Source organism: Chromohalobacter canadensis (genome assembly GCF_029544075.1).
GTDB lineage: Bacteria > Pseudomonadota > Gammaproteobacteria > Pseudomonadales > Halomonadaceae > Chromohalobacter > Chromohalobacter canadensis_A.
Genome location: NZ_JAJQJH010000007.1, coordinates 47,604 through 74,260, shown reverse-complemented (window position 1 = coordinate 74,260; position 26,657 = coordinate 47,604). Strand labels below are relative to the sequence as shown.

Below are 26,657 nucleotides of genomic sequence, written 5' to 3'. Positions count from 1 at the left end.
GATTGCGCAGACATTCTGCTTTCCTTCGCGCGGGCAAGCCCATGAGTATAAAGGCTAAGCGTTTCCGAGCCCAGTCCATCCACCATCTCATCGACGGATCCGGCGAGTTAGGGTCGGTGGTACGCATGGCCAAGCTGCTGCAACGGGCCCAGCAGCACCTGCGTGCCGGACTTCCCGCCGAAATTGCCGAACACGTCTATGTCGGCGGCTATCGGGAAGGCGCTTTGACCCTCATCACCGATGGCGCCGTATGGTTGACGTGGCTACGCTACGAACGCCAACGACTCCTCACGCTGCTGCGTCAGCTCCCCGAATTCGAAGCCGTACTCGCGCTCAATTTCAAGGTCCGTCCCGTACACCCTCTCAAAGCGCCCGCTTACCAGCCACGTGCGCTTTCAGCCGAGGCTGCACAACATCTCAAGGCATGCGCCGATGACACTACGGACCCCAAACTAAAAAAAGCGCTGGCGCGCCTAGCTTCTCATGCCCCGGACGACGCTTAGACAACCGCGTCACACCCCATAAAAAACGCCGACCTATCGGTCGGCGTCAATAAAGCTTGATCTTACGCTTAATCTTACAAACGGTGTGGCTATCTATCAGGCCAACGCTGGCGCCGCATACGAGATAGGCGCTGCTTGCGTCTCGTCTTCAAATGTCACGATTTCCCAGGCATCCTGCTGGGCCATCAAGGCGCGACATAGCTTGTTATTCAAGCCATGGCCAGATTTGACGCCACGGAATTCACCGATGAGGCTATGCCCCAACTGATACAGGTCGCCAATGGCGTCGAGGACCTTGTGCTTGACGAACTCATCTTCATAGCGCAAGCCACCTTCGTTCACGATACGGTAATCATCAACGACGATGGCATTATCCAGACTTCCGCCGAGCGCCAGATTCTGGGCGCGCAGGAACTCCAGGTCGCGCATGAACCCGAAAGTACGCGCGCGGGAAACTTCCTTCACGAAGGAAGTCGTCGAGAAATCGACGCTTGCTGTCTGCTTCTGGTGCGCGAAGACCGGATGATCGAAGTCGATGGCAAACGCGACTTTAAAACCGTTATGCGGCAAGAAGCGCGCTTCCTTGTCATCCTCTTCGACCACGACTTCACGCTTGATGCGAATGAACTTCTTGGCCGCCCCTTGTTCAGCAATGCCCGCCGACTGAATCAAGAAGACGAACGGACCAGCGCTACCATCCATGATGGGCACTTCCGGAGCGCTAAGCTCGACGAAGACATTGTCGATCCCCAAGCCGGCAAACGCCGACATAAGGTGTTCCACCGTCGCCACCTTGACGCCGTCACGCGAAAGTGCGGTACAAAGCGTCGTATCGGTCACGTATTCGGCATTGGCGGCAATCTGCACCACTGGATCGAGATCGGTACGTACGAAGACGACGCCAGTATTGACCGGCGCGGGGCGCAGCGTCAGGTAGACCTTTTCACCTGAGTGCAAACCCACACCAGTGGCACGGATGGTATTTTTTAATGTACGTTGTCTAATCATGGGCGTAAGCCAAGCTTGGAAATCGTTATGAAACGCTGTTCACTATAACACCGAACGGCCGTTTCAACAAAAAAATGTCGCCTGGCCACGCCTATTGCGCCCAGCATGTCGTCCGATCAATCAGCCTGACGGCGCAAGAACGCCGGGATATCCAGGTAGTCGTCTAGCTCTTGCGACTTACGCCGAGACTCCTGCCGGGACTTAGCCGACTCATCCTGCTCCTTGGCAGCCTGCTGACGCATGACCGTTGGCTGCTGCAGCTTACGATAATCGGGCGATTCGGCACTGCGTGCTGCCGCAACCGTCTCGCGCTGCGGTGTGGCGACTGTCGCCTTTTCCTTGAGGCCCTCGAGGCCCGCTGCCACCACTGTGACGCGCAACTCGTCGGACAGCTCCATATCGATGGACGTCCCGACCACGATCGTCGCGTCCTGGGAAGCGAATTCCTGTACGGTAGCCCCCACATCGTTGAATTCGCCGATGGAAAGGTCCGGCCCTGCCGTGATGTTGACCAGGATGCCGCGCGCGCCATGAAGGTCGATGTCTTCCAGCAAGGGGCTGCGGATGGCCTTTTCAGCGGCTTCACGTGCACGATTTTCGCCAGTGGCCGCACCGGTCCCCATCATCGCCATGCCCATCTCAGACATCACGGTTCGCACGTCAGCAAAGTCGACGTTGATGATGCCAGGACTGGTAATCAGCTCAGCGATCCCCTGGACCGCACCCAGCAGGACATCATTGGCGGCACTGAATGCCGATAGCAGGCTCGCGTTCTTGCCAAGCACCGCGAGCAGCTTCTCATTGGGGATGGTGATCAGCGAATCGACATACTCGGACAGCGCTTCCATGCCCTCTTCGGCGGCCCGCATGCGCTTGGGCCCCTCGAAGGGGAACGGACGCGTCACTACCGCCACGGTCAGGATACCCAACTCTTTGGCGACCTGTGCCACGATAGGCGCGCCACCGGTACCAGTACCACCACCCATGCCGGCCGTGATAAACACCATGTCGGCGCCTTGCAGCAGCTCAGCAATCCGTTCACGGTCTTCCGTCGCCGCTTGACGACCGACCTCGGGACTGGCTCCAGCCCCCAGCCCCTTGGTGATCTCGCTGCCGAGCTGAAGAACGGTCTTGGCAGCGACGCGTTTTAGCGCCTGAGCGTCGGTATTGGCACAGATGAACTCGACGCCTTCGATATTGCTCTCGACCATGTGGTTAACGGCATTACCACCGCCACCACCGACGCCAATCACCTTGATAACCGCGCTGCTAGAAGGTGCGTTATCTACCAGTTCGAACATAAGCCCCGTCTCCTGTGACCGCTACTTGTACGGCCCTCTCAGAAATTTCCTTTAAACCAACCTTTGATCCTTTCCAACCCCGAGCGCTCCTGCCTTTGTCCACGTCGGGTATGAGCCTCTTCTCTACGGGGCTGAGCCGACACGACGGCATTACGTTTGGCATCATTCATACCGTAGAGTAGCAAACCCACTCCCGTCGAATAAATCGGGTTACGAACGACATCGGCGAGACCGCGAACGTTTTGGGGGTAAGCAATGCGCACGGGCATGTGAAAGATTTCTTCGGCCAGCTCGACGACACCCTCCATGCGCGACGTACCGCCGGTTAACACCACACCGGCCGCCACGAGGTCTTCGTAGCCGCTACGCCGCAATTCTTCGCGTACCAATGTAAACAATTCTTCATAGCGCGGTTCGACCACTTCGGCCAACGCCTGGCGAGAAAGATCACGTGCCGGTCTGTCTCCCACGCTGGGAACCTTGATCATTTCGTCGCTGCTTGCAAGCTGGGTCAGCGCACAAGCGTATTTGACCTTGATATCTTCCGCGTACTGCGTTGGCGTGCGCAATGCCATGGCGATGTCATTGGTCACCTGGTCACCCGCGATGGGGATCACTGCCGTATGGCGTATGGCCCCTTCGGTAAACACGGCGATATCGGTGGTGCCGCCGCCAATATCCACCATACACACACCCAGCTCGCGTTCGTCCTCCGTCAATACCGCATAACTGGAGGCTAACTGTTCCAGTATGATGTCATCGACTTCTAGACCGCAGCGACGCACGCATTTTTCGATGTTCTGCACAGCATTCAATGCCGCCGTGACCAAGTGAACCCGCGCCTCGAGACGCACACCCGACATCCCCATGGGCTCACGGATCCCTTCCTGGTTGTCGATCGCGAATTCTTGGGGCAACACGTGCAGAATGCGCTGTCCTTCGGAAATAGCACGTGCGCGGGCCGAGTCGATGACACGATCGATATCCGAGGGCGTCACTTCCCGCTCCTTGATAGCCACGACACCGTCGGAATTCATCGAGCTGATATGACTCCCCGCCACGCCAACATACACCGAGTGAATATCGCAACCCGCCATCAACTCAGCTTCCTCGACGGCACGCTGGATCGACTGCACGGTCGACTCGATATTGATGACGACCCCTTTTTTCATACCGCGCGAGGGGTGCGAACCGATACCTGCGATCTCGATGCTTCCATCATCGGAAGGCTGGCCGACGATAGCCACTACCTTGGACGTTCCGATATCCAGCCCGACCACCATGTTGGAAGCATTGGATTGTCCTGCCATAGGTCGGGGTCACTCCTCGAACTGCACTGGGTTTGAAATTCATTGATCTATAAAAACGCGCTGGGCCAATTATAGGAACATGTGACTTTACATCACCACCCAACAAATGAAACCGGCCTCAGAATACGGTGATTTTTTCAAAAAGGGAAACCCCCGTCGCCCGGATTTCGTGGCCTGGCGCCGAAAAAGGCAACTGCGCCGTTACTCTGTCGCATCTATTTCTGTCTGTCCATGCCAAGCAACGGAAACACCATTGGGGTAGCGTAAATCGATGTAGCGAATTTGCGACGCCTGCGTCCCCAATTGTCGTTGCCAGGCCGCCGTAAAACGCGCCAGACGAGATTCGAGATCGGTACGCCCCAGGATAACCCACACACTATCATTCACCTGAAAGCGCCAAGCGCCACGGTCCTCCAACCGTAATTGAGTCACACGCAAGTCCAAGGTCTCCAGACGGCGTAGTAACGAGTCAAGGTATGCCAATACTTCAGGCCCACTACCCTCGGGGCCCGCTAGATCCGGCAAAGGTTTATCGAAGTCATCGACCGGCCCCGGTGAAAAAGGCTCGCCATGCGTATTGAGCAGCTTGTCATCGTTCCAGTGTGCGACCGGTACTTGTTCGAAAAGCTCGAAGCGTAAGGCATCCGGCCATTCTCGCGAGACTTTTACCTCCGACAGCCAGTCGATATCGCGAGCCTTGTCACGTACTTGGTCGAGATCAATGGATAACCAGGTTTCACCGCTGACCAAGGGGGCGAGATTGCGCTGCAAGTAGGTCGCCGAGACGTAGTGCAGATCGCCGCCGATGGAGACTCGCTCGATGGGCCGGTCGAGCCACAGCCATAATGTACGCCCGCCCGCGCCAAGCAAAACGGCCAACAAGATCAAGCCTAACAAGGCACCGCGCAAACCGGCCTCCTTCATTCTCGTGTCACTCGCCGGTCGTGGTGTCGAGAATCCGCAACACCAGCGCATCGAAGTCGAGACCAGCATGCGCCGCCGCTTGCGGCACCAGGCTATGATCGGTCATGCCCGGTACCGTGTTGATTTCGAGTAGCCAGAAGCATCCCTGCGCATCGCGCATAACATCGACACGCCCCCAGCCACTGCCGCCGATCACCTCGAATGCGCGGTGGCACAGCTCGCCCAGCGTCCGTTCATCGGCGGCCTCGAGACCACACGGCAATAGATAACGCGTGGTGTCGGAATGATACTTGGCCTCGTAATCATAGAAGCCACTAGGCACCTCGACGCGAATCGCCGGCAGCACCTCGTCGCCAAGCAGCGACACGGTATATTCCTCGCCCTGCACGAAACGTTCGGCCATGATGGCGTTATCGAAGCGTGCCGCCTCAGCATGCGCCGCGATCAACTCTTCCCGTGTATCGACGATGCTGATCCCGATGGTCGAGCCTTCATGCACCGGTTTAACAATCAAGGGCAATCCGAGGGTCTCAATGACTGCATCCCAATCCACCGCACCTTCCAGCATGACGCTTTCAGGCGTGGGTAGGCCATGGGCACGCCAGAACTGTTTGGTGCGTTCCTTGTCCATACCCAGCGCAGAGGCCAGCACACCGCTGCCCGTATAGGGGATGTCCAGTAATTCCAGGGCACCCTGTAAAGAGCCATCCTCGCCGTCCCGGCCGTGCATGGCGATGAAGACACATTCCGGCGCCAGCGCTTCTAGTCCACTCAACCCTCCACCGGCGAAATCGAACCCATGGGCGTCGACACCGCTACGCTTGAGCGATGCCAGGATCGCGTGGCCACTGAGCAGCGACACTTCACGTTCGGCAGAACGGCCACCGTATACGACGACGACGCGCCCCTGGTGCGGGCGCTTCACGCCTTCGTTCGTCACGCTGTCATTCATAATTCCATTCCATCCAGATGTAACCGACAACCGGCCAGACGCAATGAGATCCCACCGATGTCACCGGCGCCCTGGGTAATCAGGATATCGTCGGGGCGCAGCACGCGTGACAACAACGCCGGTAGCTCTTGCTTGTTTTCGACGAATAGCGGATCGACCTGGCCACGTTGACGAATCGACCCAGCCAAAGTCCGGCCCTCCGCCCCCGGAATCGAGGCCTCCCCGGCGCTGTAGACATCCAGCAGCAACAGCGTATCCACGCCCGAGAGTACACGCACGAAATCTTCGTACAGATCTCGCGTACGCGAATAGCGATGCGGCTGGTACAGCATGACCAAGCGACGCTCGGGCCAACCCGCGCGCACCGCGTCGATGACCATTTCCACCTCACGCGGATGATGGCCGTAATCGTCGACCAGCATGACCTCGCCTTCAGCAGCCGGCGCCGGGAATTGCCCATGCACCTGGAAACGCCGCCCCACGCCGGCGAAGTGCGCCAGACCGCGCTGGATGGCCGCGTCTTCGACTCCCGCATCGCTGGCCACGGCGATCGCCGCCAGCGCATTGAGGGCATTATGACGCCCCGGCATGCCCAACTGGATCTCGAGCGGCGCCATGCCTGGCGGGCGCTCGGCAGTAAAATGCACTACGCCACCGCGCTGGACGAAATCGCACAACCGGTAGTCGGCATCCTCGGCGAAACCGTAGGTGACGAATTGACGCTGGATGCGCGGAATCAAACCACGCACGTTGTCATCGTCGAGGCACAGAACCGCCAGCCCGTAGAAAGGCAGATTATGCAAGAATTCCAGAAAGGTATCCTTGAGCCGTGTGAAGTCGCCCCCGTAGGTCGCCATATGGTCGGCATCGATATTGGTAACGACCGAAACCATGGGTTGCAAGTGCAGGAACGAGGCATCCGACTCGTCGGCCTCGGCCACCAGGTAATCGCCCTCGCCCAAGCGTGCGTTGGCGCCGGCACTGGTCAGCTTGCCGCCGATCACAAAGGTCGGATCGAGCCCGCCCTCGCCGAGGAGCGTCGACGTCAGGCTGGTCGTGGTGGTCTTGCCATGCGTTCCCGCCACCGCGATGCCATGGCGAAAACGCATCAACTCGGCAAGCATTTCCGCACGCCGAACGATGGGAATGCGATGCTCACGCGCCCAGCGAATCTCCGGATTCTCGGTGTCGACTGCCGTGGAGACGACCAGAACATCGGCACCCTGGGCATGCTCATCGACGTGCCCGATGCACACGCGAATGCCGCAATCACGGAGATGCTGCGTGACGGGCGACTCACGCAGATCGCTGCCGCTGACCATATAGCCCTGATTGGCCAGCACTTCTGCGATCCCGCACATGCCGGCACCGCCGATGCCCACGAAATGGATATTGTGAATGCGGCGCATGCCCAACCCGGTGCGGTTCGGGCGAGTTGGAGCGGAAACGTTATTCGCTATCAATGTTTTGCCTCCATGCACCCCGCCACCAGGCGCTCGACCGCTTCCAAACGCGCCTCGGAGCGTGCCGCGACCGCCATGGTGGCCAAGGTCTCGGGTTCGAGAAGTGCCGCCAACGTCTCGGCGAGACTCGCCGCCGACAGTTTTTCCTGCGGCATCAAACGCGCGGCTCCGGCATCGACCAATTGCCGCGCGTTGAGTGTTTGATGATCATCGACGGCATGCGGAAACGGCACAAGTACCGAGGGCTTGGCCGCCGCAGCGAGCTCGGCGATCGTCAAAGCGCCAGCACGACAGACAATCAAGTCCGCCCAATCATAGGCAGCTGCCATATCGTCGATGAAGGCACTGACCTCGGCGCTGACCTCCAGCTCGGTGTATTCCGCTTGCGTCGTGGTTTCCTTGTCGCGTCCCGCTTGGTGACGCACTTCGGGACGACGAGCCTCTGGCAACTGCGCCACGGCACGGGGTACATTGACATTCAGTGCCTGCGCGCCCAATGAGCCACCCAGTACCAGCAATCGCAAAGGGCGCACACGAAGCGTCTCGACAGCACGCGGTGTCTCGCCCAGCGTGGCGATATCATAGCGTACGGGATTTCCCACTACCTCTACATCGGACTGGCGCTCGCCGAACGCACCCGGAAATGCGGCATAGACGCGATCCGCCAAACGCGCTAGATAGCGATTGGTCATTCCAGCCAAGGCGTTTTGTTCATGAATGATCAAGCGCCGCCGCATCAACCAGGCGGCCAGCCCACCGGGGCCGCTGGCGAAGCCGCCCAACCCGACTACTAGTTGCGGATCGAATGTGGCAATCACCTGGCGTGCCTGCCAGATGGCTTTGGCTAGACGCCATGGGGCCAATAGCCACCCGGCGATCCCGTTGCCGCGCAGGCCGGACACCTGCACGCGGTGTAAGGTAATCTCCGCCGCCGGTACCAGTTGGTTTTCAATTCCCCGGGGGCTGCCCAGCCACTCCACCACGACACCGCGTTCACGCAGCGCCTTGGCCAGCGATAGCGCGGGCACCACATGACCGCCGGTCCCGCCGGCCATGATCAGAACACGGGAGACTTGCTGATGAGGCACTAGCGCTCTCCTCGTTCTTGCTTCTTGGCTTGGCGTGCCGCCTGAGTGGCACGCGTCTTGGCCCGCATTTCGGCATCGACGCGCAGCAACAAGGCGACCATGACACTGCTGACTGCCAAGCTGGAGCCCCCATAGCTCAATAGCGGTAAGGTCAACCCTTTAGTGGGCAGCATGCCCGTACTGACGGCGATATTGATGAACGCCTGTGCCCCGAACACCAATGAAATGCCGTAGCACAGGTAAGCGGAAAAGGCCCAGCCACGCAATTCGGCCTTGCGCCCTATGCGAAGCCCGCGAAAGATGAGCAGCGCGAACAAACAGACGACGGCGACGGCGCCAACAAGGCCTAACTCTTCGGCCAGGACCGCGAACACGAAATCGGTGTGCGCCTCAGGCAGATAAAACAACTTCTGGACACTATTTCCTAGCCCGAGGCCCAACCAGTGCCCACGCCCAAAGGCGATCAATGCTTGTGTCAACTGATAGCCACTGGAGTACTGATCGGCCCAGGGATTAGCAAAACTGGTAATGCGCTCCAGGCGATAGGGCTCGGCCACGGCCAGCCAGCCACCGGCGACCACAACTACGATCATGATGAAACCGAAGCGTCCCAATGGCGCTCCCGACATCAATAGCATGCCCATCATGCAACTGCCGATCACCACGACGGCTCCGTAATCCGGCTCGAATATCAACAGCGCCACGTACACCCCAAGCACTACGAACGGGCGCAAGAAGGCGCCCCAATCACGACGCACTTCGGGTAGATAACGTTGCAAATAATCGGCGAAGTAAACGATCAGGCAAAACTTGGCCACTTCCGAGGCCTGGATATTGGCAAAGCCCAAAGGGATCCAACGCTTGCTGCCATTGACTTCGTCACCGATGATCAGCACCGCGATGAGAAGCACGATACCCAACAACAGCAAGCCCGGCCCCCAGGAACGCCAGCGCTCGAGCGGTATACACAGCGCCACGAGCCCGAGCACGACCGAAAAAAGCACGAACACGCCATGGCGAATACTGAAGTAATAAGGGTTACCGGTGAGGCTGGTCGCGATCTCAGACGACGCCGAGGTCACCATTATCCAGCCCACCAACAACAATGAGAATGTCGCCAGCAGCAACCACCCATCGGTCGCCTGCCCTTGGGTAGAAAGCCGTTTTTCCCAACGCGCTAACATGTCGTCGCTCCACCCTGCGTCAGGAACTGTCGAAAGGCCTCACCGCGCGCCATGTAATGAGGAAATTGGTCGAGGCTTGCGCACGCGGGCGACAGCATGACGGCATCACCGGCGCACGCGATGGCCTGAGCCCGCTGCATAGCCGTGTCGAGATCGGCGACACGGGTAACCGGAACGCGCCCGGACATGACATGCTCTAGACGCTGAGCATCGCGCCCGAAGACCACCGCCTCGCGCGCATAGCGCATCAGCGGCTCAACCAGTGGCGTGAAGTCGGCACCCTTGCCGTCGCCACCCGCCAGTAGAATCAGGCGACCCTCGAGCACCGGCCCGACCCCATCAATCGCCGCCAACGTCGCGCCCACATTGGTGCCCTTGGAGTCATTGATCCAGCGCACGCCATCGCGTTCGAGAATTAGCTCGCCCCGGTGCGGCAAGCCGGGGAAATGTTCGAGAACACGAGACATCGCCGTCAGCGGCAGCCCCAGTTGTGTCCCCATCGCCAGCGCCGCCAGGGCATTGGCATGATTGTGCCGTCCGGGCATGCGCACACTACGCGTCGACATCAGAGGTGTATCGCCATGCGCGAGCCAGGACTCCGCGTCATGCTCGGCGATGCCCCAGTCATCACCAGAAGGGACTTGAATGGTGAACCGCGCCACTTCGCGCACGTCATTATCAGGCCATGTAGCGGCATCGTCAGCATTGACGACGGCATGCCGCGCGCCGCGAAAGACACGCTGCTTCGCCGTTCGGTAGCCATGCATGTCGCCGTGACGGTCCAGGTGATCCTCGCAAAGATTGAGAAACGCCGCCGTTTCAGCACTCAGCCAAGCAGTGGTTTCCAACTGGAAGCTTGAGAGTTCGAGCACGAACAGCTCGGCGTCCGGAGCCTCGGCAAGCAAGTCGAGTGCCGGTGTACCGAGATTCCCCCCGACCGCGACGCGACGCCCTGCTTCCCGTGCCATCTCACCGAGCAGTGTGGTCACCGTCGATTTAGCATTGGAGCCGGTGATCGCAGCTATCGGCGCGCGACACGCACGCACGAAAAGCGCGATCTCGCCGACCACGTGTGGGCCTTCACCCTCAGCATTCACGTACTCGACGAGCCCCGGCGTGCGCAAATCAACCCCAGGGCTAACCACGATTTCACGTGCCTCGCGCATATCCAGCGCTTGCAGCGGGCCGCACACCACCTCGACGTCCGGATAGGCCGCGCGAAAAGTCTCCAGGCCTGCGGGCCTCGCGCGCGTATCGGCGATCATGAACGGCAGTCCCTGACGGGTCAGATGCCGCGCAATCGCTTGGCCGGAGACACCCAACCCAATGATTAACGTATATTCTGGGGGCACCTTGGCCATGTCAGCGGATCTTCAACGTGGCCAGCCCCAACAAGACCAGCACGACTGTGATAATCCAGAAACGCACGATCACGCGCGGCTCGGGCCAGCCCTTGAGTTCGAAGTGATGATGAAGGGGTGCCATGCGAAAAATACGTCGCCCCGTCAGCTTGTAGGAGCCCACCTGCAACATGACCGAGACGGTTTCCATCACGAATACCCCGCCCATGATGAACAGCACGATTTCCTGACGCACGATGACGGCCACCACCCCGAGCGCGGCACCTAAGGCCAACGCCCCGACATCGCCCATGAACACCTGCGCCGGATAGGTGTTGAACCACAGGAAGCCTAGCCCCGCTCCGGCGATGGTACCGCAGAACACGGCGAGCTCGCCGGCCCCCGGCACCAGAGGGATATGCAGGTATTGCGCGAAGACGGTGTTACCGCTTGCGTAAGCGAAGATGGCCAGCCCCATGGCAACGAGCACGGTCGGCATGATCGCTAGGCCGTCGAGCCCATCGGTCAAGTTGACCGCATTGGAGCTGCCCACGATGACGAAATAGGTCAAGACGATGTAGAAAAGCCCCAGCGGTACCACGACATCCTTGAACAATGGCACGATCAGGCTGACCTCAACGGGACTGGCCGCCGTGAGATACAGCACCACCGCCGCGCCGAGGCCAATGGCCGATTGCCAGAAGTACTTCCAGCGTGCTGGCAAGCCGCGCGGATTTTTCTCCACAACCTTGCGGTAATCGTCGACCCAACCGATGGCGCCGAAGCCGAGCGTCACGGCCAACACCAACCAGACGTAGTGGTTGGTCAGGTCTCCCCAGAGCAGGGTGCTGATGGCGATGGCGATGAGAATCATCGCCCCGCCCATGGTCGGCGTACCGGCCTTGGAAAGATGCGATTGCGGCCCATCGTCGCGCACCGCTTGGCCGATCTGACGTTCGACCAGACGCTTGATGACCTGAGGTCCCAACCACAGGCACAGCATGAGAGCGGTCAGCGTCCCTAGGATCACGCGCAGGGTCAGGTAATTGAAAACGTTGAAGGCGCTTTGAAAGTTCGCCAATAAGTCAGCCAGGAAAAGCAGCATGAGTCGCGTTCACCTTGGTGCATCCGTGCGCAGTTCGGCAATCAAGCGTTCCATGCCGGCACTGCGCGACCCCTTGACCAGCACACTGGCCCTAGGAGGGAGATGGTCGCGGGCATAACGCACAAGCGTCGCCCAATCATCGAAATGACACGCCGAATCGCCGAATGCCGCCACCGCAGGGCGGGCATCGGCACCGAACGTGCCGAGAAAGTCGATCTTCAATTCCCGCGCAGCGCGGCCCAAGTCAGCATGCAAGCGCTCGCTATCGCGGCCCAGCTCCCCCATGGCACCCAGGAAGCACCAACGGGGCGCGGGCATATCGGCCAACACCGATAGGGCCGCATGGACCGCACCGGGGTTGGCATTGTAGGTATCATCCAGAAGACGCGAGCCACGTAGCCCCGGCACACACGCCATACGGCCCGCCATTGCCTTGCAGGCCTCGAGCCCGGCAACAATATCGGTGCCCGAAACGCCCAGCGCCCATGCTGCTGCCGCACTGGCCAGCGCGTTGAGCACATTATGACGCCCCAATAAAGCCAACTGGATCCGGCCCACTGGCTCGCCATCCATAGATAGCGTGAAAGCATAACGCCCGGCATCGTCACAGGCCAGCGCCTGGGCACGCACCCGTGCCGTGGCATCGAGCCCGAAATCGCGCACCTCGGCTTCACCGGCCAGCTCCCGCCACAGTGGAAAAAACCGGTCGTCGCGATTAAGCACGGCGGCGCCAGAGGATGGCAATCCCTGGAGGATTTCTGCCTTGGCCTGGGCAATCTGACCAAGACCACCGAACTCCCCGATGTGCGCGCCCGTGACATTGGTAATCACCGCCACATCGGGGCGCGCCAGCGCCGTCGTCCAGGCGATTTCCCCCAAGTGATTGGCCCCCACCTCGATGACCGCACGGCGATGCGCTGGTGACAGCCCCAGCAGCGTCTGTGGCACACCGATATCGTTATTGAGGTTGCCCTGCGTGGCGAGGGTAGGCTGCGAACGGGATAGGATGGACGCCAGCATTTCCTTGACCGTGGTCTTGCCGCTATTACCGGTGACCGCCACCAGTTCGCCCGACCAGGTGCGCCGACGAACGCGCCCCAATATACCTAGTGCCAGACGCGTATCGGCGACTTCGATCTGGGGCAAGGGAGTCGCCATGGGGCGCGATACGATCACCCCGACCGCTCCCTTGGTGCGCGCCTCTTCCAAGAAATCATGGCCATCGAAGCGCTCGCCAACCAGGGCCAAGAAGACGTCGCCCGGTACGATTCGACGCGTATCGCTCACCACTTGCACCACCTCGGCGTCTACCTCGGGGGGAGGCACCCCCAGCCAACCCGCGATATCGCGTAGCGTGGTCGCGCTCATGCCTCATGCTCCCGGCGTCGCTCAAGTGCGGCCTGCACCACCTCGACATCGCTGAACGGATAACGCCGGCCGTCGATATCTTGATAGGTTTCATGCCCTTTACCGGCGATCAGCACGATGTCGTCCGCATTGGCGTCCTGCAAGGTACGCTCGATCGCCTCGCCACGTCCCGCCACGCATTGCGTGCGAGCCTGGCCAGTGCTCGAGAGCCCCGCCACGATCTCGTCACGAATCGATGCCGCCGGCTCGCCACGCGGGTTGTCGTCGGTGATCACCAGGCGGTCGGCCAGCGCCTCGGCAGCTTGCGCCATCAGCGGGCGCTTGCCACGATCGCGATCGCCGCCGCACCCAAAAACGCACCATAGCTTGGCCCCCTCTTGAGTGGGGACATGCGCGCGTAACGCGTCCAGAGCGTTGCGCAGCGCCTCCGGCGTATGCGCATAGTCGACGACCACTGTCGGCGCACCATCCGCGACCAGACGCTGCATGCGCCCAGGCACCGGCGCAAGCTGCGCGGCGGCGTCGAACAACGCGGTCAAGTCACTTCCCAGACCATAGAGCGTCGCCATCGCCAAGAGCACGTTGTCGAGATTGAAACGCCCCAGCAGCGACAGCTCCAATTCACGCTCACCCTCCGGCGTCGCGATCAAGGCACGCTGCCCGAGCGCATGCGGAAACCAGTCGATGACACGCAAGGTAGTGGCTTCATCGCACCCCGTGGCGAGTACACGCACGCTCTTGGGAAGACCGGCCAACATCAATGGCGCTAAGCGATCATCGCCATTGGCCACCGCCAGCGACAACTCACGATGCTTAAACAGACGTGCCTTGGCCGCCGCGTAGGCGGCCATGCTGCCGTGATAATCGAGATGATCGCGGCTGATATTGGTGAACACCGCCGCACGGAACCGGCACCCGACCACACGCCCTTGATCGAGCGCATGCGACGAGACCTCCATGGCGACGCGCTCGACACCCTGCGCGCCCAGACTTCCCAATGACGCCTGAAGCGCCAGCGGCCCCGGCGTCGTCAATGCGGCGGGCTCGAGCCGCCCCGGACGTCCAATGCCCAAGGTACCGATCATCGCCGTCGCCGTACCCAGCGCTTCCGACAGCGCGGCCATATAATAGGTGACCGAACTCTTGCCATTGGTGCCGGTCACGCCAATCAGTTCCTGCGTCTCGGGGACACAGAACAGATGACGCCCCAGCTCGCCGAGGCGCCCGCGCAGACCTGGCACGCCAAGCACACGCGCGTCCTGTACGGGGACATCTGCCGGCAGCGTGTCCGTATCGTAGAGCACCGCGTCCGCACCAGACGCCAGCGCCTGTCCGATAAAGGCACGCCCATCGGCATGTGCTCCCGCCACGGCCACGAACAGCACGCCAGGGCCCGCTTCACGACTGTCGAGCGTCACCACGCAAGTGGTTAGCGCAGGACGCCAGCCATTGAGCAACGCGGGCGTGGCATGCGATGGCCAGAGCAACGCCAGGGTATCCGCCAAACGTGGCGTATCGATTTCCATCACTCGGAAGTCTCCTGTTTATCGGGGGGCACATCGAGAAGACGCAGCGCCTTGCCCACCACACGGCCAAAGACCGGTGCCGCCACCAGACCACCGTAATACTCGTCTCCCTTGGGATTGTCGATCATCACCACCGTCACGATGCGCGGGTCGGAAACCGGCGCAATACCCGCAAACAGGCCACGATAGGCTTTTTGCTGATAGCCTCCAGCGGTCACCTTGCGAACCGTACCGGTCTTGCCCGCAATGCGGTACCCCTCCACCATCGCACGTGAGCCACCAGCATCGGGCTGAACGATCTTCTCCAGCATACCCAGTAACTCATGCGCAATCGTCGGCGACATGACCTGATCACCGATCGGAGCCGAGGGGCGCTTCAACAACGAGGGATGCAGACGTCGCCCGTCGTTGGCGATCGCCGTGTACGCACTGGCAAGCTGCAAAGGCGTCAGTGAGAGGCCATAGCCATAAGCCATGGACGCCTGAGCACTGCGCGACAAGCCACTCAAGGACGGTAGACTGCCGCTGCCTTCACCCGGAAAACCGGTCCCCGGGGCTTGCCCCAGCCCCAGTCTTTGGTATTGCTTCCAGATAGTACCCTTGGAGAGCTGCAAGGCGATGTGGGACATCCCGATATTGGACGAATGCAGCAGGATCTCCCCTGGGGTGAGCTTGCCGTAATTGCGAAAGTCACTGATCGTATATCCATCAATGACCATCCACCCCGGCGAGGTGTCGATAATCGTATCGGGATCGATCTTGTCCGTCGCCAGCGCCGCCGACATTGCCAAAGGCTTCATGACCGACCCCGGTTCGATAGCGTCGGTCACTGCCTGGTTGCGCAAGCCATTGACATCGATCGAAGTGCGGTTGTTGGGGTTATAGGACGGAAGGTTAGCCATCGCCAGGACTTCGCCGCTTCGAGCATCCATCATCACTAGGGAGCCACCGTCGGCATCATGAGCGTCGACGGATTTCTGCAATTCACGGTACGCCATGTACTGCAAGCGCAGGTCGATCGATAGCGTCAGATCGCCTCCCGGCTTGGCATCCTTGAGCAAGTGTAGATCGCGCACCAGGCGGCCCTTGCGGTCCTTGAGCACACGCCGCTTGCCAGGCTGGCCACTGAGATAATCGTCGTAGGCCAGCTCCAAGCCTTCCTGGCCATGGTCGTCGACATTAGTGACACCCACCAGTTGCGCGGCGACATCTCCAGAGGGGTAATAACGCTTGTACTCGTCCTTGGCGTAAACGCCGGGAATATCGAGCTCGCGGGCGGGTTTTGCCGCTTCCGGTGTCATGCGCCGCCGCAGATACATGAACTCATGCTCGGAGTAACGCTCGACACGCGCTTCGAGCGTATCGGGGTTCATCTTCAAGGCGCGCGCGAGCGTCTCCAGTTGGGTCGGGTCGGAAGGCAGTTCCTGGGGATTGGCCCATAGCGTCACTACCGGCGTGGAGATCGCTAGCGGGTCGCCATTGCGATCGGAAATCATTCCACGGTGCGCATTGATGGGCTCGACGCGCAGCGTGCGCGCATCCCCCTGGTTCTGCAGAAAGTCTCGGTCGATGACATTGAGGTAGGCAATACGCCCGATCAGAGCACTCAGACCGATGATCACGATACCCAGCAAGAAAAAGTAACGTCCACGGCCCATCGGCCCGTTATTCGGCGAACGGCGCCTCGTGGTGGATCGACGCTCGCGACTCATGGACGAATTACCTCGACGTCATCGACGTCGGGCACGCGCATCTCCAGGCGTTCGACGGCCATATCCTCGACCCGTGCCGGCGCCGACCAGGTGCTTTCTTCAAGAAGCAGCCGTCCCCAGACGGTCTGCAAGCTATCGCGCTCGCTTTCCAGCTCTTGAAAACGCGCATACTGCACACGCGTCAGGTGGGTGCTGGCAATGGAAGCCAACGAGCTGATCAGCATCACGCCAATCAGAATCAGCAGGATGACATGGCGCCAACGCAAGCGGCTGGTGAACGGCCAGCCTATCTTGAGCATGGTGTTTCGTCCTTGAGCCGCCATCACGAACCTCAGTCGAGTTTCCGGGCCACGCGCATCACGGCACTGCGCGCACGAGGATTGAGGGCCACCTCGCACTCCCCGGGACGACTCGCCTTGCCGACCATGGCCAGGCGTCGATTCAACTGCGTATCGCGAATCGGGAAGTCGCGTGGCAGGTGCGTATCGCCACGCGCCTGGTCACGAATGAAGCGTTTGACCAGCCGATCCTCCAGGGAATGGAAGCTGATCACCACTAAACGCCCACCCGGCGCCAGCGCCTCGAGTGCTGCGGCGAGCGCGGCCTCGAGCTGCTCGAGCTCGCCGTTAATATGAATGCGAATCGCCTGAAACACTCGCGTCGCGGGGTGCTTGCCTTTTTCCCAGGCCGGATGCGCAGCCTTGACGAGTTCAGCCAAGTCTTCGGTATGCGTGATCGGCCGTTCAGCGCGGCGCGCGATGATCGCTTTGGCAATGCGGCGTGCAAAGCGCTCCTCGCCATAACGTTTGAAGACATCGCTCATCTCGCGCTCAGCGACGCGGGCCAACCAATCGGCGGCACTTTCTCCCTGGGTAGGATCCATGCGCATGTCGAGCGGACCATCACGCAAGAAACTAAAACCACGTGAAGGATCGTCAAGCTGTGGCGATGAAACGCCGACATCCAATAACACGCCCCCTAAGCGACCGTGCAGCGCATGATCGCGGGCGATGCCATCCAGCTCGGCGAAGCGACCGTATTCAAGAGAGAAGCGCGGGTCATCCAGCGCGGCGCCTTCGGCAAGCGCAGCCGGGTCGCGGTCGATGGCCAACAGGCGCCCTTGTGGAGATAGCCGCTCGAGGATCGCGCGGGAATGTCCACCGCGACCGAAGGTGCCGTCCAGATAGCAGCCGTCGGGGTCGGTGATCAGTGCGTCTACCGCACCGTCGAGCAACACACTCGCGTGTCGGTAATCAACCGCTCGATCATCAACAGCATTCGGCGTATCGGAAAGCGGGTCCTTCTCGGGATTGTCACGATGCTGCATGAATCACTCGGGCGTTGGGGCCTGCCGCCGCTGTATCGGGCCGCCCGAAGGCAGACGTCGCGGCATGACGCGCACAGACCCGGAGATCTGAAATTCGAATGGGAGCCAGCCTATAAGCCGGGTTCTGTCGAGGACAGCCATTCCTCTAGGGGCCGCGTCACCACGGCCCTCAAGCAACCTACCCGAACCCAGCGCGGGCCACGCCTTTGGGTTCCTATTTGGTCTTGCTCCGGGTGGGGTTTACCTTGCCACGCACTGTTACCAGGCGCGCGGTGCGCTCTTACCGCACCCTTTCACCCTTACCGGCGGGCCAAAGCCCGCTTAGGCGGTCTACTCTCTGCTGCACTTTCCGTCGACTCACGCCGCCCAGGAGTTACCTGGCACCCTGCCCTATGGAGCCCGGACTTTCCTCCCCCACGCAATACGCGGCGGCGACTGTCCGGCCGGCTCCCAAGCGCGCAAGAATAACAGCCCCTCGCAGGGCCCTCAAGCGCCCAAACTCCGCAAGGGACTTTAGTTATGCACCGCTGTCCTTGAGCGCCTGTGCACATTGATACCAATATTTTTTGCGCCCCCCCAGACGGCTGGCCACAACCGTCGCCGCGGCCTTGACGCCGACGCCTTCGGCGAGCATCGCTGCAAGCCATGCCTCGCCTTCGGCCAGGGCCTGCGTTTCGTCATCCCGAGGCTCGGCGCCTGCCACCATGATCACGAATTCGCCGCGCGCCTGGTTGGGGTCTTCGCGCATACATGCCAGCAATGTCTCGGCATCGGCATCGAGAAAGGTTTCGAACGTCTTGGTCAACTCCCGCGCCAAGACCACGCGACGCGTGCCGAATAGCGCGGCAATATCCTGAAGTGTCGCCTGAATGCGATGCGGCGACTCGTAATAGACCAGAGTTTCTTCGCGCTCCAGCACAGCCGTCAGGCGCTGACGTCGCGCGCCTCCCTTGGCGGGTAAAAACCCCTCGAAAAGAAAACGATCCGTCGCCAAACCAGCCGCCGACAGCGCCGCGACCAGCGCACAGGCCCCGGGTACCGGGATGACTCGATGGCCGCTCGCACGCAGTTCCCGCACCACCACGAAACCAGGGTCGGAGATCAGCGGCGTCCCTGCATCGCTGATCAACGCCACATCTTGGCCGGAGATCAATGCATCGCGCAGCGCCGTCACCCGCGATGCTTCATTGTGCTCATGCAGCGAAACCAACGGCTTGTCGATTCCTAGATGACGCAGCAAGCGTGCACTGTGCCGCGTATCCTCCGCAGCCACCCAAGATACCTCACCGAGCAGACGGGCCGCGCGAGGACTCAGATCCTCGAGATTCCCAATCGGCGTGGCGACCACGTACAATGCCCCTTCACATCCTTCGCTCATTCGTTAATATCCCGGTTGCGACGCTCTATTGGATAACTTGCGTCGTGTCATGTCGCCAGCGCCACGCGCCATTGGATCATGCGGCCGGCGCCAGGTTCAGCATGCGTCAGACATAATCCGGAACAGGGAACCGTCCGAGTCACACCGCCATAAAGGAATGACATCATGCCCAAATCATTGCGCAGCCTGTTCGGGTTCGCCTTGATCGCCCTACTACTCGCCGGGTGCGCCAGCGGCCCGGGACCCAGCGATACACGACCCGCCATGCAGGGCCTCAGCGCCGATGAACTACTCGATAAGGCCCAAGACCAACCCGCTACGCAGGCAGCACAGAGCAGGCTCCAAGCGGCCCACATCCTAACACGGCAAGGCGAGGACGAGCAGGCGCTTGACGTCGCCCGCGACCTCGATGCGTTGCAACTAACGCGCGAGGATCGCATCGATCGCGCTCTTCTCATCTCCGACCTCAGCCTGCGCAAGGAAGATGGCCGAAGCGCGCTGGCAGCCACGCAGATACTCGGGGATATCGATGACATGCCACGCGACGCACAGCAGACATTACGCCATCGTCGCGGTCTGGCCCTGACGCTGGTGGGTGAATCGCGTGCGGCGGCGGAATCCCTGATCGACCTGCAACGCGACGCGGCTCCTTTCGAACTCAACGACGACATCTGGACGCCACTGTCGCGGTTGAGCGAGGCCACACTCGACCGTATGGAGAATCAAGGCGACTCCCTCACCCAAGGCTGGGTCGAGCTCGCACGGCTATATCGCCAAAGCGGCGGTGACATGTCCCGCCTCACCGACACACTGGACGATTGGCGCTCGAATTACGCCAACCATCCCGCTGCCCGCCGCCTGCCTAGCGACCTCTCTGCCCTGAAGGACCTGCGTGGCAACGACGTTAAGCACATTGCCATCTTCCTACCGGAGTCTGGCCCCCTGGCAAACGTGGCCAAAGCGATCAAGAAAGGCATCGAGACACGCCACATGGTTGCCCTCAACCAGGGCGAACAGACACCACAACTAACGTACTACGACAGCAGCGCGGGAAATCTCGAGGCCCTTTACGCACAAGCCACCATGGACGGTGCCCAGGTCGTGCTCGGACCGCTCAACAAGGACCTAGTATCGCAACTCGAGCAGCGCGATGATGTTGCGCTGCCAACGCTGGCCCTCAACTATGGCGAACACGACCGCAATCAAGCGGACGAGCTGTTCCAATACGGGCTATCGGCCGAGGACGAGGCACGTCAAGCCGCCAAGCGTGCACGCATGGATGGACATCACGAGGCGGCCGCGCTGATTCCCGACAATGCATGGGGCGAACGCGTCTTCAAGGCCTTCCGTACGAACTGGGAAGAACGGGATGGCGAGCTCGATGCCGTCGTGCATTATGACCCCAAGGGCCCTGTCAGCGAGGCGACGAAACGCTTGCTGAGCGCCGATGGCAAACGTAGTGGAAACGAGGATATCGATATGCTCTTCCTCGTGGCATTGCCCAGCTATGCACGCCAAGTACCACCTACGCTGGACTATTACTACGCAGGCGACCTCCCCGTCTACGCGACGTCCCAGGTTTATGGCGGCCAACCCCAACCGCGCGCCGACCATGACCTCAACGACGTGATGTTCATGGATATCCCCTGGCTGATACCGGACGCCGCGGCCGGCGGCGAAGAAGCGTTGCCGTTTTACTCCACCTATCGCGAACTCGACGCCCAAGATGATCCTAGTCTGCTCAAACTCAATGCCATGGGCGTCGACGCGTACGAACTAGCACGTCGTCTACCTCTGATTCAGGCACTGCACTCGCTGGAAGTCTTCGGTGCCACCGGAACGCTTCAGGCACGCGACGACGGACGGATTCAGCGCACTTTGCCCTGGGCTCAGTTCCAGTCAGGCGTGCCCGCGCCACTACTGACCGGTGGGTCCGACCTGGATATCGACAATGTCACGCTCGACCCATGATCCACGGCGGCGCGGCCTTGACATGGAGCGTCGCGCCGCCGATTGGTTGACCACGCATGGTTTGCAGTTGGTGGATACTAACCAGCATGCTAGACGTGGCGAGATTGATCTCGTCATGCGTGACGACGAGACCCTGGTATTCATCGAGGTGAGGCACCGCACCCATACCAGCCATGGTCACCCCCTCGAAACCGTGACCGCCGCCAAGCAGCGTCGCCTGGTCAGCGCGGCACGTTTTTATCTCCACCGCAACGGGCTATCATGTATGTGTCGTTTCGACGTCGTAGGCGTCACCGGCACGCCACCCAACGTGTCGTTCGAGTGGATTCGTTCGGCATTCGACGCCTTTTGACCCAAGCAAGGCCTCTATCCATGGATTTTCAATCACGTATACTCGGCCACTTCAACGCCAGCATCGATGCCAAGACCTATGCCAGCGAGGTCCTGCCGGCCTTCATCGAAGTTGCCAGCCAGATGATGGTTCAATGCCTCGTCAGCGAAGGTAAGATTCTTGCCTGTGGCAATGGCGGTAGTGCCGGCGACAGTCAGCACTTCTCTTCCGAGCTACTCAATCGCTTCGAGCGCGAGCGCCCCAGCCTGCCGGCACTGGCTCTGACGACCGACACCTCGACACTCACCTCGATCGCCAATGACTACAGCTATAACGAGGTTTTCTCCAAACAGATACGCGCCCTGGGTCAACCCGGCGACGTGTTGCTGGCAATCTCCACGAGTGGTAACTCGGCCAACGTAGTCCAGGCCATTCAGGCCGCACATGATCGCGATATGCATATCGTGGCATTGACGGGTCGCGATGGCGGCGACATGGCATCACTGCTTGGCCAAGACGACTGCGAAATTCGCGTCCCCTCGACCTCCACGGCGCGCATTCAGGAAGTGCATTTGCTCGCAATACATTGCCTATGCGATCTCATCGATCAACAACTGTTTGGCAGCACCGAATAAGGAATTCGTCATGACACGACAAGTTATTCTTCCACTACTCCTTGGTATCACGCTAGCGCTAGCCGGCTGCGCCTCACCTTCCACCGACAACCAAGGCGGTGAAAACTATGGCAAGCGCACTCCCGGCATGAAGGTGGAAGACGAAAGCATCCAGAACAAGATTTCCGACAATCTTACCAGCACTGACGCACGCTTTCGCGATGCACATCTCAACATCGACAGTTACAACGGCATGGTACTTCTCACCGGCCAGGTAGCGAGCGACGAGCTCAAGAAAAAAGCCGGCAACGTAGCCGAGCAAGTACGGCAGGTACGTCGCGTTCACAACGAACTGGAAGTCGCCGCCAACTCTCCCATCGGTCAGCGCATGACGGATACCTGGATCACCGGGCGGATCAAGGCAAGCCTAGCGACCGACGAGCGCATCGACGGCAGCCGAATTCGGGTAATCACCGAAAACAGCACGGTCTATCTAATGGGCATGGTAACCCACCAGGAAGCAGATATCGTGACCAATATCGCTTCACAAGTGGGCGGCATTCAGCGGATCGTCAGAGTCTTCGAATATCTGGATTGAGCATCTAGCAGGGGCAAAGATCCTGCTTTCACTTCACGACACGTAGTGATGGACGCCCCTTGGTACGCGGGGCGTCGTCACTTTCACTCTCGGTTCCACTAGCTTCTTCATCGTCCTGCGTCTCGACGCTTTCCAGCGCGGGGCGATCGTCATCGCCTTCCGACTGGGTGTCGTTACCCTTGCTCGTTTCGGCTTCCGGCATAACCGGCTCATGCCCAAAGACCATGCCGACCCCATTCTCACGCGCGTAAAGCGCGATCAATGCCTCCATGGGCACGATGACCTCCATCGGCTGCCCGGAAAAGCGCGCTCCGAAGGTCACGGCGGCATTCTCGATATACAAATCACGTACTGCGGAAGGCGCAATATTGAGGACAATTTGTCCGTTTTGCACAGACTGACGAGGTACATTCACACCTTCACGCTCGGCATCAACAACGATATACGGCGTATGTCCGTTGTCCAGCAACCACTCATAGAGTGCGCGGGCCAAGTAAGGGCGACTGGAAAGCATAGACAACTTCCTCTTTCGGTTCGCGGCGACGATTCATTAGCGCTGCGCACTCATGCGTGACAACGCTAAGTGCGCATTTCCTTCTCTGCCTCCAGCAGGGAAGCCTTGAAGGCATCACGACTGAAGAGGCGCTCCATGTAGCTCATCAGCGGCTGGACTTGCTTTTCCGGCAACTCAACGCCCAGCGACGGTAGCCGCCAGAGAATCGGTGCGATGCAGCAATCCACCAGCGAAAACTCGTCGCTCATGAAGAACGGCATATCTTCAAAGATCGGTGAAATCCCTGTGATGCTTTCGCGCAGCTCCTTGCGTGCCTTCTCCGCATCTTTCTTGCTGCCCTGCTGAATCGTTTCGACCAACGGGCACCATTCGCGTTCGATGCGATGCATCCACAAACGACTCTGCGCACGCGCCACGGGATAGACCGGCAACAGCGGCGGATGCGGAAAACGCTCGTCCAGGTATTCCATCATGACCTTGGACTCATAAAGCACCAGATCACGATCCAACAGGGTAGGCACGCTGTTGTACGGGTTGAGATCGGCAAGCTCGTCAGGGCGATTGTCATCGTTGACCTCAATGACATCGACGGCCACCCCCTTTTCCGCCAACACGATACGTACGCGATGGCTATAATGGTCATCGCTGCCAGAGTAAAAGGTCATTGACGACCGCTTGGCCACTACACCCATGAAACATTCCTCGCTTCAGTTCGAACCCAGATGATAACACGTTAACAGGGGGGCACGAATGCCACCCACCGCCACTCAAAGCGTGCCAGGAAGGTAGATAAGCTCATACCCCCAGACAAGCACCCCTATCGTGTGCGTCACGCAAAAAGGCCCGGACGACAGGTCCGGGCCTTTGCGTAGCGCGCACCGATGGGTGCGAAGCGCCGCGTCTTAACGCTTGGAGAACTGCGGACGACGACGCGCCTTGCGCAGACCGATCTTCTTACGTTCGACCTGGCGGGCGTCACGCGTCACGTAGCCTGCATCACGCAGCGGACGACGGAAGTCTTCGTTGTAGGCGAGCAAGGCACGCGTAATGCCGTGGCGGATCGCACCCGCCTGCGCAGAGCCGCCGCCACCGCTCACGGTGACATAGACGTCGAACTGGCCAGTGGTTTCAGTCAACTCGAACGGCTGACGAACGACCATCTCACCGGTGACACGACCGAAATAGTCGTGCAAGTCACGGTTGTTGACGGCGATTTTGCCAGTGCCCGGCTTCAAAAACACCCGAGCTGTGGAAGTCTTGCGGCGCCCGGTACCGTAATACTGCTGTGTCATGGCGAAGAATCCCTTAAAGGTTCAGTTCAAGCGGCTGCTGCGCGGCATGCGGATGCTCGGCACCAGCATACACCTTGAGCTTGGAGTACATGGCGCGGCCCAATGGCCCCTTCGGCAGCATGCCCTTGACCGCAGATTCGATAACGCGCTCAGGCGCATGGTCGATCAATTTCTCGAAGGACATGGAGCGCAGACCGCCCGGATATCCGGTATGACGGTAATAATTCTTGGCTTGCGCCTTATTGCCAGTGACACGCACTTTTTCGGCATTGACGACGACGATGTAATCGCCAGTGTCGACGTGCGGCGTGTATTCCGGCTTGTGCTTGCCGCGCAAACGGCGAGCGATCTCGGTGGCCAGGCGGCCGAGCGTCTTGTCAGTCGCATCGACGACATACCAGTCGCGTGTGACGGACTGTGGCTTAGCACTGAACGTCTTCATGGGTGAATCACCAATTGCTTGTGTGGACGTCACGCGTATAAGGGCGTGATCAGCCAATCCCTATTTTTCTTGGTTGCCGCGCCCCGCAAGACGGACAACGTTAGAGCGAGCGCGCATTGTACATGACGTTTCTCCGGCCACAAAGCCCGATTTACGCTTTGCAGCAGCCCTCACGGTTTGTGCGGCAACGCCAGATATTCCTTGGATTGCATTTCCTGCAAGCGAGACAGTGTCCGCTCGAACTCGAATTCTAACTGGCCATGCGTGTAAAGCGACTCAATGGCAACCTCGGCGGACAGCAGCAGCTTGACCCCACGATCATAGAACTCGTCGACCAGGTTGATGAATCGCCGCGCCAGATCTTCCGTCGCCCCGCTCATCTGGGGCACGTTGGATACGAGAACCGTATGAAACTCGCGGGACAACTCGATGTAGTCGTTCTGGCTCCGCGGACCATCGCATAGCGTCTCGAACTCGAACCATACGACATCCTCATGCAAACGACGAGGCTGCAGGACACGATGGTTAACGTCGATCTCGGCATCCCTCTCGCCTTCGGCGCCGGCAATGGCATGGAAGCTTTCTCCCAGTGCGCTGTCGGCGGCCTCGCCCCATGGATGATAGAAGATCTTCACTTGTTCTAGCGCCCTCAAACGATAATCGATTCCCGAGTCGACATTGACCACTTCGCAGTGACGCTTGAGCAAGTCGATAGCAGGGATGAAACGCGCACGCTGCAGACCATTCTTGTAGAGATCGTCGGGCACGATATTGGAAGTCGTGACCAACACCACCCCCTGCGCAAACAACGCCTCAAGCAGATTGGCGAGAATCATCGCATCGGTAATGTCTTTGACGAAGAACTCATCAAGGCAGATCACCCTGGCTTCGGCGGCGAACTTGGCCGCAATTAACGTCAGCGGGTTCCTCTCCCCCTTGTAATGCGTCAGCTCATTATGCACACGTTGCATGAAGCGGTGGAAATGCGTGCGCATCTTATCGGCAAACGGCAAGGTCTCGTAGAACGTATCCACCAAGTACGTCTTGCCACGCCCCACGCCTCCCCAGAAATACAGACCCAGAATCGCCGGCGGCGCTTCAAAGGGAGAAGGTGCGGACTTCTTGCCGAATAGCTTGGCAACCTTGGGCTTGAGGCCATCATCACTTGCCGATGGTGCGCTCGACGATTGGCGTGGCGCGTTTACCAACTCGTTATAGAGCCGCTGCAAGTGTTTAACGGCCTCTTCCTGATCGGGATCGTACTCGAAATCGTCGCGCTTCAAATCCTGGCGATACTTTTCCAGGGGCGTACGTGCGTCCACGGACGGCGGCATGGTGGCACTCATGGGGGCGAAACACACCTCGGCTGAACGATGAAAGCTGCCATTATACGCGTCATCACGACA

At 60.0% G+C, this 26,657-nt stretch carries 26 protein-coding genes and 1 other RNA gene; 5 read left to right on the top strand and 22 right to left on the bottom strand.

What is annotated here, in order from left to right:
• Positions 1–41 precede the first annotated feature (41 nt).
• A complete protein-coding gene (locus tag LUN51_RS10580) occupies positions 42–503 on the top strand; it encodes a DUF721 domain-containing protein (protein ID WP_277811225.1) in 462 nt (153 codons plus the stop codon).
• Between the two features lie 96 nt (positions 504–599).
• Here the strand turns inward: LUN51_RS10580 and lpxC are convergent, their stop codons facing one another.
• The 17 genes from lpxC to rsmI form a co-directional block, all read right to left on the bottom strand.
• Positions 600–1,511, bottom strand: a complete 912-nt coding sequence (gene lpxC, locus LUN51_RS10575; protein ID WP_277811224.1) for a UDP-3-O-acyl-N-acetylglucosamine deacetylase — start codon at positions 1,509–1,511, stop codon at positions 600–602.
• Between the two features lie 116 nt (positions 1,512–1,627).
• Positions 1,628–2,812 (bottom strand): cell division protein FtsZ, encoded by a 1,185-nt coding sequence (gene ftsZ / locus LUN51_RS10570; protein WP_178997189.1) that lies wholly within the window; start codon positions 2,810–2,812, stop codon positions 1,628–1,630.
• A gap of 38 nt (positions 2,813–2,850) precedes the next feature.
• Positions 2,851–4,122 carry a cell division protein FtsA gene (gene ftsA, locus LUN51_RS10565; RefSeq protein ID WP_040241758.1) on the bottom strand — a complete coding sequence of 424 codons (1,272 nt, stop codon included), beginning with the start codon at positions 4,120–4,122 and terminating at the stop codon, positions 2,851–2,853.
• Between the two features lie 201 nt (positions 4,123–4,323).
• Positions 4,324–5,046, bottom strand: coding sequence for a cell division protein FtsQ/DivIB (locus LUN51_RS10560; protein WP_277811223.1), 723 nt, complete (start codon positions 5,044–5,046; stop codon positions 4,324–4,326).
• Positions 5,047–5,053: 7 nt separating this feature from the next.
• On the bottom strand, positions 5,054–5,998 hold the full coding sequence (locus LUN51_RS10555) for a D-alanine--D-alanine ligase (protein WP_277811222.1): 945 nt from the start codon (positions 5,996–5,998) through the stop codon (positions 5,054–5,056).
• The gene (gene murC / locus LUN51_RS10550; RefSeq protein ID WP_277811221.1) at positions 5,995–7,407 is read right to left on the bottom strand and encodes a UDP-N-acetylmuramate--L-alanine ligase; all 1,413 of its coding nucleotides are present in this window, start codon (positions 7,405–7,407) and stop codon (positions 5,995–5,997) included. The genes LUN51_RS10555 and murC overlap by 4 nt, the downstream gene beginning before the upstream one ends.
• A gap of 50 nt (positions 7,408–7,457) precedes the next feature.
• Positions 7,458–8,549, bottom strand: a complete 1,092-nt coding sequence (gene murG / locus LUN51_RS10545) for an undecaprenyldiphospho-muramoylpentapeptide beta-N-acetylglucosaminyltransferase (protein WP_277811220.1) — start codon at positions 8,547–8,549, stop codon at positions 7,458–7,460.
• Positions 8,549–9,733 carry a putative lipid II flippase FtsW gene (gene ftsW, locus LUN51_RS10540; RefSeq protein WP_277811219.1) on the bottom strand — a complete coding sequence of 395 codons (1,185 nt, stop codon included), beginning with the start codon at positions 9,731–9,733 and terminating at the stop codon, positions 8,549–8,551. Before ftsW ends, murG begins: the two co-directional genes overlap by 1 nt.
• Complete coding sequence (murD, locus tag LUN51_RS10535; RefSeq protein WP_246894219.1) at positions 9,727–11,094, bottom strand: UDP-N-acetylmuramoyl-L-alanine--D-glutamate ligase; 1,368 nt, start codon at positions 11,092–11,094, stop codon at positions 9,727–9,729. The genes ftsW and murD overlap by 7 nt, the downstream gene beginning before the upstream one ends.
• 1 nt (position 11,095) lies before the next feature.
• Positions 11,096–12,178, bottom strand: coding sequence for a phospho-N-acetylmuramoyl-pentapeptide-transferase (mraY, locus tag LUN51_RS10530; RefSeq protein WP_277811218.1), 1,083 nt, complete (start codon positions 12,176–12,178; stop codon positions 11,096–11,098).
• A 9-nt stretch (positions 12,179–12,187) separates the two neighbouring features.
• Positions 12,188–13,546, bottom strand: a complete 1,359-nt coding sequence (locus LUN51_RS10525; RefSeq protein WP_277811217.1) for a UDP-N-acetylmuramoyl-tripeptide--D-alanyl-D-alanine ligase — start codon at positions 13,544–13,546, stop codon at positions 12,188–12,190.
• Complete coding sequence (locus tag LUN51_RS10520) at positions 13,543–15,072, bottom strand: UDP-N-acetylmuramoyl-L-alanyl-D-glutamate--2,6-diaminopimelate ligase (protein ID WP_277811216.1); 1,530 nt, start codon at positions 15,070–15,072, stop codon at positions 13,543–13,545. Before LUN51_RS10520 ends, LUN51_RS10525 begins: the two co-directional genes overlap by 4 nt.
• Positions 15,072–16,784 carry a peptidoglycan D,D-transpeptidase FtsI family protein gene (locus LUN51_RS10515; protein ID WP_277811215.1) on the bottom strand — a complete coding sequence of 571 codons (1,713 nt, stop codon included), beginning with the start codon at positions 16,782–16,784 and terminating at the stop codon, positions 15,072–15,074. The genes LUN51_RS10520 and LUN51_RS10515 overlap by 1 nt, the downstream gene beginning before the upstream one ends.
• Complete coding sequence (gene ftsL, locus LUN51_RS10510) at positions 16,781–17,083, bottom strand: cell division protein FtsL (RefSeq protein ID WP_277811214.1); 303 nt, start codon at positions 17,081–17,083, stop codon at positions 16,781–16,783. Before ftsL ends, LUN51_RS10515 begins: the two co-directional genes overlap by 4 nt.
• Positions 17,084–17,115: 32 nt before the next feature.
• Positions 17,116–18,111, bottom strand: coding sequence for a 16S rRNA (cytosine(1402)-N(4))-methyltransferase RsmH (rsmH, locus tag LUN51_RS10505; RefSeq protein WP_277811213.1), 996 nt, complete (start codon positions 18,109–18,111; stop codon positions 17,116–17,118).
• A 97-nt stretch (positions 18,112–18,208) separates the two neighbouring features.
• Positions 18,209–18,562, bottom strand: an RNA gene (gene rnpB / locus LUN51_RS10500) — RNase P RNA component class A.
• Between the two features lie 66 nt (positions 18,563–18,628).
• Complete coding sequence (rsmI, locus tag LUN51_RS10495) at positions 18,629–19,489, bottom strand: 16S rRNA (cytidine(1402)-2'-O)-methyltransferase (RefSeq protein WP_277811212.1); 861 nt, start codon at positions 19,487–19,489, stop codon at positions 18,629–18,631.
• A 165-nt stretch (positions 19,490–19,654) separates the two neighbouring features.
• Between rsmI and LUN51_RS10490 the strand changes: the two genes are divergently transcribed.
• From LUN51_RS10490 to LUN51_RS10475, 4 genes are read left to right on the top strand one after another with little or no spacing between them, the layout of a single operon-like run.
• Positions 19,655–21,460, top strand: coding sequence for a penicillin-binding protein activator (locus LUN51_RS10490; RefSeq protein WP_277811211.1), 1,806 nt, complete (start codon positions 19,655–19,657; stop codon positions 21,458–21,460).
• Positions 21,441–21,812 carry a YraN family protein gene (locus tag LUN51_RS10485; protein WP_277811210.1) on the top strand — a complete coding sequence of 124 codons (372 nt, stop codon included), beginning with the start codon at positions 21,441–21,443 and terminating at the stop codon, positions 21,810–21,812. The genes LUN51_RS10490 and LUN51_RS10485 overlap by 20 nt, the downstream gene beginning before the upstream one ends.
• Before the next feature lie 20 nt (positions 21,813–21,832).
• Positions 21,833–22,426 (top strand): phosphoheptose isomerase, encoded by a 594-nt coding sequence (locus tag LUN51_RS10480; protein ID WP_277811209.1) that lies wholly within the window; start codon positions 21,833–21,835, stop codon positions 22,424–22,426.
• Between the two features lie 10 nt (positions 22,427–22,436).
• Complete coding sequence (locus LUN51_RS10475; protein WP_277811208.1) at positions 22,437–23,003, top strand: BON domain-containing protein; 567 nt, start codon at positions 22,437–22,439, stop codon at positions 23,001–23,003.
• A 28-nt stretch (positions 23,004–23,031) separates the two neighbouring features.
• On the opposite strand, the gene LUN51_RS10470 is transcribed toward LUN51_RS10475, so the two are convergent.
• The 5 genes from LUN51_RS10470 to zapE all read right to left on the bottom strand — a co-directional run bounded on the left by LUN51_RS10470 (position 23,032) and on the right by zapE (position 26,597).
• Positions 23,032–23,517, bottom strand: a complete 486-nt coding sequence (locus LUN51_RS10470) for a ClpXP protease specificity-enhancing factor (protein WP_277811207.1) — start codon at positions 23,515–23,517, stop codon at positions 23,032–23,034.
• Positions 23,518–23,582: 65 nt separating this feature from the next.
• On the bottom strand, positions 23,583–24,209 hold the full coding sequence (sspA, locus tag LUN51_RS10465) for a stringent starvation protein SspA (protein ID WP_277811206.1): 627 nt from the start codon (positions 24,207–24,209) through the stop codon (positions 23,583–23,585).
• A gap of 210 nt (positions 24,210–24,419) precedes the next feature.
• On the bottom strand, positions 24,420–24,809 hold the full coding sequence (gene rpsI, locus LUN51_RS10460; protein ID WP_040241799.1) for a 30S ribosomal protein S9: 390 nt from the start codon (positions 24,807–24,809) through the stop codon (positions 24,420–24,422).
• Between the two features lie 13 nt (positions 24,810–24,822).
• On the bottom strand, positions 24,823–25,251 hold the full coding sequence (gene rplM, locus LUN51_RS10455; RefSeq protein ID WP_011507504.1) for a 50S ribosomal protein L13: 429 nt from the start codon (positions 25,249–25,251) through the stop codon (positions 24,823–24,825).
• A 170-nt stretch (positions 25,252–25,421) separates the two neighbouring features.
• Positions 25,422–26,597 carry a cell division protein ZapE gene (gene zapE / locus LUN51_RS10450; RefSeq protein WP_277811205.1) on the bottom strand — a complete coding sequence of 392 codons (1,176 nt, stop codon included), beginning with the start codon at positions 26,595–26,597 and terminating at the stop codon, positions 25,422–25,424.
• Positions 26,598–26,657: the final 60 nt, after the last annotated feature.